Below are 10,260 nucleotides of genomic sequence, written 5' to 3' on the forward strand. Positions count from 1 at the left end.
ATTCGAGGACAATGCGGAAACACCCCCAGTTTCCGCAGGAGCCCCCACCCCATGAGCACCATCCAGCGCGGACGGAACAGCATCGCGCAGACCTCCCGCAGCACCGCCGACCGCGTTCGTGGAAGTGGATCAACCGCCACCAACACCGTGCAGCCTCCCGTGACGGGTGGCGCCGCTCAGCGCGGCGTCGTGGTGGATGGCTTCGATAGCCGCTCCGCGCAGACGCGCGCGGTGGGTGGCGTCTTCACCGCGCCCGCGGGCTCCAAGGACAAGGTCTTCGACGGCAAGCTGGTGGGCGCCGGCGGCCAGACGTTCGAGCCGAATACGCCGCTCAACCAGGTCCCCGCCTTCGTTCCGGCGAACAACCCGAACGCCACGGCGACGGTCGTCTACGTCAACGGCATCAGCACCAACAAGGACGGCCAGGCGCGCGAGCTGCAGGCCCTCGCGAACAGCACCGGCATGCGCGCCATCGGCGTGCACAACGCCACGTCCGGAATGCTCGCCGACGTCATCCAGGCCGCGAAGGACAAGCTGAACAAGGGCAAGAATCCCGCGGTCGACTCGCTGTCGGACATCGTCTACTCCGAGCTGAAGGCGGGCCGTGACATCCACCTGATGGGCTACAGCCACGGCGGCCTCATCACCTCGCGCGCGCTGAAGGATGTCGGCAACCGGCTGCGCATCGAAGATGGGATGTCCAAGGCGCAGGTGGAGCAGCTGCTCAGCCGCGTCAACGTGGAGACCTTCGGCGCGGCGGCGACCACCTACCCGGACGGCCCCAACTACGTGCACTACGTCAACAACAAGGACGCCGTGCCTGTCATCTTCGGCCAGGGCAGCAAGGGCTGGACGCCGGGCGACCTGTTCCGCGACGCTGGCAAGGGCGCGCAGGTCCACCACTTCTCCGAGAAGGGCATGTTCAGCGGCGCCCACTCGCTGACGGAGACGTACCTGAACCACCGCGTCCCGTTCGAAGAGGGCCGCGCCGGCAACTTCTGAGCCGCCCTTCCCTACCGGGAAACAGCGGAGGCCACGAGGTGATGAACCTCGTGGCCTCTTGCGTTTCAACCCGCGATTCGCGGCGGCGGGCTACACGGACTGCAGCACGTAGAACTTGAGGTACTTCCCCTCCGGGAACTGCAAGCGCACCGGGTGGTCCGGCGGCTGGTAGCGCTCCTCGACGAGCGCCAGGTCAACGCCCGCCTTGAACCCCGCCTCGCGCACCGCGCCCATGAAGTCGTCCGGGCTCACGCGCGCCGAGCACGACGCCGTCGCCAGCAACCCACCCGGCCGGAGGATGGCCAGGGCCTGCCGGTTGAGGGACGCATACCCGTCAATGGCCGCCTGCACCGCGCGCTGGCTCTTCGCGAAGGCGGGCGGGTCCAGGATGATGAGGTCGAAGGTGCGGCCCTCGTCCTTGAAGGACTGGATGATCTTGAAGACGTCCGCCGCCAGGAAGTCGTGCTTCTCCGCGGCGATGCCGTTGCGCGTGAAGTTCTCCCGAGCCAGCGCGATGGCGTCCGGGTCCTGATCCACGGAGAAGACGCTGTTGGCCCCACCCAGCGCCGCGTTGACGGAGAAGCCGCCGCTGAAGCTGAAGCAATTGAGCACGTCGCGGCCCTTGCCCAGCCGACGGATGAGGTAGCGGTTCTCCCGCTGATCCAGGAAGAACCCCGTCTTTTGCCCCTTCCAGGCGTCCACCAGGAAGGTGGCCCCGCGCTCGCGGATGGGAATCAGCTCCGGGGCCTCGTGGCCGAAGAGCATCTTCCCGGAGCCGCGTCCCTCGTCCTCGTCGACGTCGTCGCGGCCGACCTCGTCACGGCCGATGATGCCCTTGAGCCCGGGCACGCCGGCCTTCAGCGCCTCGATGAGGAGCGGCCGGTACGGTGTGAGGCCCGCGGAGTACAGCTTCATCACCGCCCAGCCCGCGTACAGGTCCACCACCACGCCCGGCAGGCCGTCGCCCTCGCCATGAATCAGGCGGTAGCTGTCCGTGTCGGTGAGGTCGATGAGCGCCGTGCGCTCGGACAGGGCCTGACGCACCCGCCGGGTGATGAAGCCCGCATCCACGGTGTCACGCGAGTCGCGCGTGAGCACACGCACGGCGATGGCCGAGTGCGGGTCGTAATACCCGCGCGCCACGAACTTCCCGTTCTCCGTCAGGTCCACCACGCTGCCGGCCGGAATCTTCGGCACGTGCTCCAGCGCCTTGCGGAACACCCACGGGTGCCCCGCGCGCAGGTGGCGCCCCAGTCCGCGCGCCAGTTCCAGCTTCACGACATTCACGGTGTCACTCCTCACGGGCCGCGCCGCGGCCCCTCCGGGCCAGGATGGCGCGAGCCAGTTCCTCGAAGCCCCGCCCCTCGGGCGCCCGGGTGATGAAAGCAGGTGGCGCCTCGATGCGGTCCAGGACGGCCCGCACGTTGGCCACGCCCACGCCCAGTCCAAAGGCGGCGAACATCGGGGCGTCGTTGAAAGAATCCCCCGCGTATACATAACGGCCGTCACGCGGGTCCAGCCGTTCGCCCCACGCCGTCCGCGCGAAGCGCCGCGTGGCGCGCAGCTTGTCGAAGCGGCCCAGCCAGCAGTTGATGTGGATCGACGAGCGCACGGCCGTCACGCCTCGCGCCACCAGCAGGGACTCGATGCGGTCCGCCCCCGCGGCCCCCAGGCGGGCCTCTTCGTTGTAGTCCACCGCCAGGTCTACCTCCGTGTACGCGCTGTCCATGGACAGCCGCGCGCCGGGCACCTGCTTGAGCACCCGGGCCACCTCGGACTGGAGCCGCCGCCGGTTCGCCACCCGCTCCGCCGGCGCCTCCGCGTAGACCTTCCGCAGCCGGCCATGCGCGCCCTTCAGGAAGAACAGGCCACCGTTCTCCACGATGACACCGTCCACGGGGAGCTGCCGCGCCCAGGCCTCTCCCCAGCCCGCCGGGCGGCCACTCACCAGCACCACGCGCAGGCCGGCGGACGACAGGCGCTCCAGCGCCCGCACCGTCTCCGAGCGCAGCTTGTGGCCCGTGGTCAGCGTGCCATCCACGTCGGTGAAGACGCCCTCCACGCGGGACAGGTCGGCCTCGCGAAGCGGGCGCGGGACTCGTGCCTTCAGGAGCGCCTTCATCACATCACGTCCAGACCGGCGAGCAGTCCCTGGAAGGCGACGATGGTGGACCGCAGCTCGTCGGGCGAGAGCTGGCCCACCTGGAGTTTGCGCGCCTTGCGCAGGAAAGCGTCCAGCTCCGTCGCACGGCCGTAGAGGGACTGGCCACTGCCGGCCGCCTCGGCCAGGGCCCGGGCCGCGCCCGCGGGGTCAGAACCCACCAGCGACATGGCGCGCTCCAGCCGGACGCCGCACGACGCCCACACCTCGCGGTCATGGATGATGAGCAGCTGTCGCTGGTTCACCGCGGACAGGCCTTGGACGAAGGTGTCCAGGGCCTCCACCACCGTCACCAACTCCGCGCGGGAGGGGTTCGGGAGGATGGCCAGGCGGCCGACCTCGGCGCGCATCTCCACGATGTGCCGCTTGTCCTGCGCGCGCAGATTCCGGTACGCGGCCGTGCGCCCGAAGGCGTCCATTTCCGTCTGGAGCTGCTGGGCATTCCACTGCACGTCCTGCGCCTCCGCTTCGCGGACCTTCTTCAGGCGCGCGGTGAGGATGCGGCCCAGGTCGGCGGTGATGGCGCGGACCGTTACCGCGGCCTTCACCTCCACCGCGTAGCCCGGCACCACCTGGGCCCGCGTTGCCTCGCCCAAGAGGCTCGCCGACTCGAACACCAGGTTGCTCATCTGCTCGCGGAACCGGGCGCGGATGCGCTGAACTTCCGCCAGCAGCGTCCACCGGTCACTCATCACCGACGGGTTGCGCATGGCCTCGCCCAGTTGGGTGATGCCCTGGGCAATCTGGCTCATCGCCTCCTGGAGGATGCCGACGGGGGCCTGTGTGCTCGCGCCGCCCGGGGACGGCACGGGGAACTCTTCCCGGATGACGTTCAGCAGCCCGTTGACGTCCATCACCGTGTCACGGATGACGGGCGCCATCTCTTCCCACAAGGAGAGGTCCGGCGAGGAATCCACGACGAGCGTTTCGTACCGCACCAGGTCGAGGTCGCTCAGCCGGGAGATGGCGTGCGCGGTGGCGACGTACACCTTGCGCAGGCGACCGGCGAACGCCGGATCCGGATGGGACTGGAGGATTTCTTCGAGCCTCGCGGACAGCGAGGCCGGGGGGGTCTCAGCGGCTTCAGACACGGGTGTCACACTCTAGCGCTCGACTTCCGCGCGGGGGAGTTCTAGCACTCGCATGCGGGCCATGCCGCTGGCTTGGGAGCGCTACGGGATGATTCAGGTCTGTCTTGTGAAGGACGGTCAACTTCTCACCGGTGGTGAAGAGCTGCTGGGCGAGGAAGGCCGGAAGTGGATCGACGTCCTTCATCCGACCGAGGAGGTGCTGGCCCGGCTGGCCGCCCAATTCGGTCTGCACAAGCTGGCCGTGGAGGACTGCCTCCACCTGGACCAGCGGCCCAAGCTGGAGGAATACCCCAACCACCAGTTCGTCGTCCTCCAGGGATTCACCGTCACGGGCAAGGACATCTGCGAACTGACGCTGCACGAGCACCACTTCTTCCTGGCGAAGGACTGGCTCATCAGCGTCCACGAGCTCCCCTTCGCGGGCCACGACACCGTGATGCGCCGAGTGAAGGAGGACCCGCAGGCGACGCTCATCCGAGGGACGGACTTCGTCTTCTACATGCTCGCGGACGCGTTGGTGGATGCGCAGTTCCCCATCCTCGACACCTTTAGTGACGAGATCGAGGACCTGGAGGCCGCCATCTTCGACAAGCCGGAGAAGTCCCACCTGCAACGCATCTTCGCCATGAAGCGGATGCTCGTGACGTTCCGGCGGGTGCTGTCGCCCCAGCGCGACGTGGTGGGCTTGCTGTCCCGGCGAGGCATCTCCCATGTCCACGAGAAGACGACGCTCTACTTCCGTGACGTGTACGACCATCTGGTGCGGCTGTACGAGCAGATTGATGCCGGGCGCGACATCATCGGCAACGTGATTGACGGCTACCTGTCCATGGTGGCGAACAAAACGAACGATATCTCCAAGCAGCTCACCATCTTCGCCACCATCTTCCTGCCGCTGTCCTGCATCGTCGGCTTCTTCGGGCAGAACTTCGACCGGCTCTACACGAACAACGCCTGGTACCTGATGTGGGCGTCGATTCTCGGGCTGCCAGTGGGGATGGTCTTCTGGTTCAAGCACAAAGAGTGGTTCTGACATTTCCGCGAGGAGAGGAAACATGCTGACCGTCACCGTGGATGGTGTCCCCCTGCACTACCGGGACGAGGGCAAGGGCCCACCCGTGCTGCTGCTGCATGCGTTTCCGCTGAATGGCAGCACCTTCGACAAACAGGTGAAGGCGCTGTCGGGGCGCTACCGCTTCATCATCCCGGACATCCGAGGCTTCGGAGAGAGCGCGCTGGGCGACGGCCCCACGGAGATGTTCCGCATCGCGCGTGACGCGCTGTCGCTGCTGGACGCGCTGAATCTGGACACCGTGGTGGTGGGTGGAGTGTCCATGGGGGGCTACGCCGCCATGGCCCTGCTGCGCGAGGACGCGGGGCGCGTCAGCGGGCTGGTGTTGATGGATACGCAGGCCACCGCGGATGACGCGGAGGGCAAGGCGCGCCGGGAGACCTCCGCGATACAGGCGCTGGAGGTCGGCGTGGAGCCCATCATCCAGGCCATGCTCCCCAAGATGGTGGCCGCGGGACCGGACTCACCGGTGGCGCAGGAAGTGGCGGCACTGATGCGCGCGGCCTCCCCCGCGAGCGTCGCGGCCGCGCTGCGCGGCATGGCCCTGCGCCCGGACAGCAAGGACATGCTGGCGCGGTACGCGGGCCCGGCACTGGTCATTGTGGGCGAGCACGACGCCCTCACCCCGCCGGCCAAGGCGAAGGAAATCGCCGGACTCATCTCCGGAGCGAAGCTGGAGGTCATTCCGGATGCAGGGCACCTGGCCAACCAGGAACAGCCCGATCGGGTCAACGCCGTGCTGGATGCCTTCCTGACGTCGCTTCAGGGGCGCGGCGCCTGAGTGCAGGCTGGTGGCACGCCGTGGCCCATGCGAGCATGCGGGCTGGACAGTCCAGTCCGCTGCCGCTGAGGGTGCCGTGGACCGCATGCATCTGAAGGACGTCGAGGACCGCGAATCCGATGGCCACTACGGTCGACTGATTCGCATGGCCCGAGAGGTGGGCTCTCCCGTCCCGCAAATCTGGCACCTGTTCGCGTACAAGCCGCGATTGGGCGAGGCCCTGTCCCGCTTCACCCATGAAGTCATGCGGGGCCCTTCCCCGCTGTCGCCCGGACTCAGAGAGCTGATTGCCGCGTACACGTCGCGCGGCAACCAATGCTTGTTTTGAACGGGCTCTCACGCCGCGGTCGCGGCGGAACTGCTGGGCAATCCCGACCTGGTGAAAGCGGTCCTGGAGGACGTGGCGACAGCCCCCATCTCCGAGGCCGAGAAGGCCCTCTTTGCCTTCGTGGACACCCTCAACCACCGTGCGGCGCAGGTGGGACGGGACGACATCGCACACTTGAAGGACGCCGGGTGGACAGACGAAGCCCTCTTCGACACCGTGACGGTGTGCGCGCTCTTCAACTTCTACAATCGATGGATTGACGGCACCGGCGTTCAGGACATGCCCGCGGAGATGTATCAGCGCAGCGGGCAGCGGATGGCCGCCACAGGCTATGCGCCGCCGCCACCACCCGCGAAGCCCGAGGAGTAACACCGCCGCGCGAGCGCTCAGCGGCGATGCTTCCGCTGGACGGCTTCGAGGACGGAGTCCTTGAGGAGATAGCCGAATCCGGCGTTTCGCAGGCGGAGGGACAAGTCACTGACCGTGGTTCGCAGACGCTCCGCCGTGTCCTCCAGATGCCAGTCGCACTGGGCAAGCTGTGACAGCAGGTAAGCCCGGCGCGTCTGTGCCGCCGACAAGCGATACGTCTTGAGGTACTCCAGGGTGCCGTCCGTACCGACGATGGCCTCGCCGATGTGGTTCTCCTCTGCCGGGTCCAGCGAGGTGTGGAAGCGCTGGAGGAGAAACCCGCCCGCCTTGTAGACACCGGTGGACGACATGCTGGCACCGAAGAGGCTCCCGGCCATGAAACCGTGGAAGTCGGCCCAGTCCTGGCGCATGCGGTGCACCTCATTGCGCAAGTCCTCCAAGCTGGACACCCGAGCGTCATCCAGGGTGAGCCCCAGTTCGGGCGCGTCCCCCAGGAATCCGTACTGGAGCAGCAGGTCACCATAGAAGTCCTCCACCAACGTCCTGTGGAGCGCGCGGTAGTCATCCGGGTGCGCGACGACGAAGGCCGACAGCAACACGTCCGCGTTGAACAGCAGCAGACCCACCTGCTGTGGATGGATTTCGAAGGTGCGCAGCGCCCCATCCAGCATGGGCGAAGCCCACCCAGGGACCGAGCCCTCGGAGCGAGGGGCCAGGCCTCGCGAGAGGCCCTCGCGTGAATACTCAGCCCAGGCAATCTCCGGCCCGCCAAACTGCAAGGACAGGAAGCCCTCCATGGCCAGATGCAACGGGAGCATCCGAAGCTGGCGGCGGTCTTCACGGTGCACCATCCGATGCAGCAGCCGGATGGAGAAGGGGCCCGCCTTCAGGCGCTTCCCGTCCTCGGGTTGCAACTGCGTTCCATAGACGGCTTCCGCCTGACGGTTTCCCCACGTCATGACCAGGCCGTGAGGAACATACGAGATGTACTTGAGGCCAGGCTCTTTCAGCCCACCCTTCACCGAGACGACCGCGGCCACGTCGTCGTACGTCCGCAAGCTCATGCGGAGGTCGCCACGCACCTCGTCCCTCAGGACTGGCACCAGCCGGATGCCGCCCCAGACCTGAGACGGAGCCAACCGCAAGCCCGCGGGCTCCAGCCGTTGAATGAGCCGTGCGTCCGTCATGATTCGCCCTCCTCCGCCGACGGCGCTTCTTGACGGCGCCCCTCGTCATCGCCCCGCCGGTCCCCGGCGTCCCGCTGCAACATCGCGCCCACGCGCGACGCGAGGTAGGCCTCCAGTTCGGAGAGGGACGCCACCCCCTCCGCGAAGCGCGCGAAGCCCAGCACCGTGGGCACGTCCTCCGCGTCCCGGACTCCCACCGTGGGCACGGCCGCACCGAAAGAGCGGGGGGCATACCCCTCCGAATCGAACACCGGATTGACGTGGACGAGCGCCGTGTGGCGCTCCGGGTCGAGCTTCGAACGGAACACGCGCGTCAGCTCGGCCACCGCTTTGGGCGGGTCATTGTCGTAGCCGTCGGAGACGATGACCACCAGGTCGGCGCCCCAGGCCAACGCATCCAACAGCGGCGTGGCAATGTCCGTCTGCCCTCGTGCACTGACGAGCAGCGGCTCCTCCACCGGGCACGTCCACCACGCGCGGTACTCCCGGGCGGCAGCGGACAGCAGGTAGTGCGTGGCCAGTGCCACACCGAGCGGACGGCGGCGCTTCTCCAGCGACCCGGACGACGAATAGCTGTTGTCCAGAATCGCGGCCACCCGCTGCAACGGCGACGGGGCCCTGCGCAGCACGCGGGCCGCGGCCTGCTCCAGCGCGGCGTGCAGCTCCGCGTGGCGCTCCCGGCGAACCTCCAGCGACAGGGCCAGGACATACAGCGCCAGCTTCGTCAGGGATGCCCGCCCCAGGTCCACCGGGGGCGGCGTCCCGCGCTCACGCGCCGCGGATTCTTGCAGGCGCAGGCGCTCTGCCGCCGTGAGGCGCGGCTCGATGCGCCGGAGGAACACCTCGCGGGAGATGCCGTGCTTCACCGCCAGGCCCTCCGCCACCGTGTACGGCAGCTCGTACAGGGCCTCGTGGGTGTAGTGCGCGCGGCGAAAGGTCTCCAGCAGGGGCTGGGTGAAGAAGCGCTTCTTCCAGCCTCGGAAGAGGAACGGCCCCAGCTCTCCCTCCAGCTTCAGGTGTCCGTGGGACACGGCGGCGCGCAGCTTGGAACGGTACTTCACGGCGTCGAAGGCCAGGTTGGCGCGACCGTGCACGTAGTCCCGAGCAATCGCACGGGCCCGGCGGTTGTTGATGCGCCGGCCGCGCAGGGACTCCAGGACACGGAAGGCCCGCTGGGGCGGCAGGGCGCGCAGCGCGGCGGCAATGAGCGCGCCCTCCTCCGCCTTGTCCCGGGCATCCGCTGGGCTGCCACTGGCGAGCAGGTTGAGGATGATCTGCGCTTGATTGAAGTGGTTGATGCCCGCCGCGAGCGTCCGTGCATACAACCGGCGGTAGTTGCCCAGGATGTACTGGTGCAGGAACTCGATGGAGACGGACTGGCCGCGCGCGTCGCCGTAGAACTCCCGCTGCCCCGTGCAGGAGAAGCAGGCGTTGACGAACATCACCAGGTCTTCGCGGGCGACCTGCTCGACTCGGGCTTCCGCCAGTGCGGCCATCGTGTGCACGTCCTCCCCGGGCACCCGGGCTTGGGAAAGGAAGCGCCGCTCGGGGAAGAGTGAAACGACCGCGGGTCAGGCTCCAAAGGCTTGAATCGGAAGTCGCATCGGAGTCCCGCGAGCGGCGCGCCGAGGCTACCACACGATTCGAGGCGAGGGGCCTGACATCCCGGCCAGCGCCAACCTCAGGGCTGGCACGTCACCTGGCTGTTTTCCACGGTGCAGGCGGAGCAGGTGGCCGTCTCCGTCAACACGCCCTGGCGGCACTCCAACACGGCCTGGCCGTCCGCGCGGCACAGCCCCGTGCCCTCGGCGCTGGAGGCACAGGCGTCCCCCGCGACGTTGTTGGACGTATCACACCGCACGGCCTCCGACGTCTCACGGCAGCCCAGCGGCCCCCGGCAGGGCAACTCACGCCATTTGCCGCCCCGGCACTCCAGCGCCAGCACCCGCTCCTGACAGACGAAGCCGCCTCCGTCGCAGTCGCCTCCCGCGCTCGGGCCACAACCAGCGAGGAGCAGAGAGCCAACCAACGGGACCAGTGCGAGAAGTGAGCGGTTCATGGGCACCAGCCAATATTTCGAGCGTCCCGCCGCCGGTCAACCACCCAGTGTCTCCTGGAAGAAACGACGGAAGTTTCCACCCATGACGCGTTCCACCCAGGACGGTGGATGGCGGCGCAACAGCGCCTCTGTGAGCAAAGGCAACCCGGTGACATCCTTCATGCCACGGGGAAGCGGCACCATTCCGTCGTAGTCGGAGCCCAGCCCCAC

Annotated in this window: 12 protein-coding genes; 5 read left to right on the forward strand and 7 right to left on the reverse strand. The window is 67.9% G+C overall.

Features of this window, described 5'->3' with window-relative positions; all coding sequences use genetic code 11:
- Positions 1-51: 51 nt before the first annotated feature.
- On the forward strand, positions 52-1,002 hold the full coding sequence (locus tag FMQ63_RS32265; protein WP_011553328.1) for a hypothetical protein: 951 nt from the start codon (positions 52-54) through the stop codon (positions 1,000-1,002).
- Between the two features lie 90 nt (positions 1,003-1,092).
- On the opposite strand, the gene FMQ63_RS32270 is transcribed toward FMQ63_RS32265, so the two are convergent.
- Genes FMQ63_RS32270 through FMQ63_RS32280 form a run of 3 tightly spaced genes read right to left on the reverse strand, consistent with a single transcriptional unit; the run spans position 1,093 to position 4,263 of the window.
- The gene (locus tag FMQ63_RS32270) at positions 1,093-2,289 is read right to left on the reverse strand and encodes a class I SAM-dependent rRNA methyltransferase (protein ID WP_026114307.1); all 1,197 of its coding nucleotides are present in this window, start codon (positions 2,287-2,289) and stop codon (positions 1,093-1,095) included.
- Positions 2,290-2,293: 4 nt separating this feature from the next.
- Positions 2,294-3,124 (reverse strand): HAD-IIB family hydrolase, encoded by an 831-nt coding sequence (locus FMQ63_RS32275; RefSeq protein ID WP_026114306.1) that lies wholly within the window; start codon positions 3,122-3,124, stop codon positions 2,294-2,296.
- Positions 3,124-4,263 carry a hypothetical protein gene (locus FMQ63_RS32280; protein ID WP_011553325.1) on the reverse strand — a complete coding sequence of 380 codons (1,140 nt, stop codon included), beginning with the start codon at positions 4,261-4,263 and terminating at the stop codon, positions 3,124-3,126. The genes FMQ63_RS32275 and FMQ63_RS32280 overlap by 1 nt, the downstream gene beginning before the upstream one ends.
- Positions 4,264-4,306: 43 nt before the next feature.
- Here FMQ63_RS32280 and FMQ63_RS32285 point away from each other — a divergent pair, with 43 nt between their 5' ends.
- The 4 genes from FMQ63_RS32285 to FMQ63_RS32300 all read left to right on the forward strand — a co-directional run bounded on the left by FMQ63_RS32285 (position 4,307) and on the right by FMQ63_RS32300 (position 6,804).
- Positions 4,307-5,287: a magnesium transporter CorA family protein gene (locus FMQ63_RS32285; RefSeq protein WP_011553324.1), complete on the forward strand. Its 981-nt coding sequence runs from the start codon at positions 4,307-4,309 to the stop codon at positions 5,285-5,287.
- Positions 5,288-5,309: 22 nt separating this feature from the next.
- Positions 5,310-6,107 carry an alpha/beta fold hydrolase gene (locus FMQ63_RS32290; RefSeq protein ID WP_011553323.1) on the forward strand — a complete coding sequence of 266 codons (798 nt, stop codon included), beginning with the start codon at positions 5,310-5,312 and terminating at the stop codon, positions 6,105-6,107.
- 85 nt (positions 6,108-6,192) lie between these two features.
- Entirely contained in the window at positions 6,193-6,435 is a 243-nt protein-coding gene (locus FMQ63_RS32295; protein ID WP_216609412.1) for a peroxidase, read from the forward strand.
- 51 nt (positions 6,436-6,486) lie between these two features.
- A complete protein-coding gene (locus FMQ63_RS32300) occupies positions 6,487-6,804 on the forward strand; it encodes a carboxymuconolactone decarboxylase family protein (protein ID WP_020478984.1) in 318 nt (105 codons plus the stop codon).
- A gap of 17 nt (positions 6,805-6,821) precedes the next feature.
- Here FMQ63_RS32300 and FMQ63_RS32305 read toward each other — a convergent pair whose 3' ends face one another.
- The 4 genes from FMQ63_RS32305 to FMQ63_RS32320 all read right to left on the reverse strand — a co-directional run.
- Positions 6,822-7,991 carry a hypothetical protein gene (locus tag FMQ63_RS32305; RefSeq protein ID WP_011553321.1) on the reverse strand — a complete coding sequence of 390 codons (1,170 nt, stop codon included), beginning with the start codon at positions 7,989-7,991 and terminating at the stop codon, positions 6,822-6,824.
- Complete coding sequence (locus FMQ63_RS32310) at positions 7,988-9,487, reverse strand: hypothetical protein (RefSeq protein WP_011553320.1); 1,500 nt, start codon at positions 9,485-9,487, stop codon at positions 7,988-7,990. Before FMQ63_RS32310 ends, FMQ63_RS32305 begins: the two co-directional genes overlap by 4 nt.
- Positions 9,488-9,672: 185 nt before the next feature.
- A complete protein-coding gene (locus FMQ63_RS32315; RefSeq protein WP_216609409.1) occupies positions 9,673-10,050 on the reverse strand; it encodes a hypothetical protein in 378 nt (125 codons plus the stop codon).
- Between the two features lie 36 nt (positions 10,051-10,086).
- Positions 10,087-10,260: membrane dipeptidase (locus FMQ63_RS32320; protein WP_171452367.1), on the reverse strand; the 174-nt coding region annotated here is incomplete at its 5' end.

Source organism: Myxococcus sp. CA005 (assembly GCF_006518205.1).
GTDB lineage: Bacteria > Myxococcota > Myxococcia > Myxococcales > Myxococcaceae > Myxococcus > Myxococcus xanthus.

Coding starts and splice junctions, on each gene's coding strand:
- FMQ63_RS32315 (WP_216609409.1), bottom strand. CDS start 10,050: ATGAACCGCTCACTTCTCGCACTGGTCCCGTTGGTTGGCTCTCTGCTC.
- FMQ63_RS32290 (WP_011553323.1), top strand. CDS start 5,310: ATGCTGACCGTCACCGTGGATGGTGTCCCCCTGCACTACCGGGACGAG.
- FMQ63_RS32310 (WP_011553320.1), bottom strand. CDS start 9,487: ATGGCCGCACTGGCGGAAGCCCGAGTCGAGCAGGTCGCCCGCGAAGAC.
- FMQ63_RS32275 (WP_026114306.1), bottom strand. CDS start 3,124: ATGAAGGCGCTCCTGAAGGCACGAGTCCCGCGCCCGCTTCGCGAGGCC.
- FMQ63_RS32305 (WP_011553321.1), bottom strand. CDS start 7,991: ATGACGGACGCACGGCTCATTCAACGGCTGGAGCCCGCGGGCTTGCGG.
- FMQ63_RS32285 (WP_011553324.1), top strand. CDS start 4,307: ATGCGGGCCATGCCGCTGGCTTGGGAGCGCTACGGGATGATTCAGGTC.
- FMQ63_RS32295 (WP_216609412.1), top strand. CDS start 6,193: ATGCATCTGAAGGACGTCGAGGACCGCGAATCCGATGGCCACTACGGT.
- FMQ63_RS32265 (WP_011553328.1), top strand. CDS start 52: ATGAGCACCATCCAGCGCGGACGGAACAGCATCGCGCAGACCTCCCGC.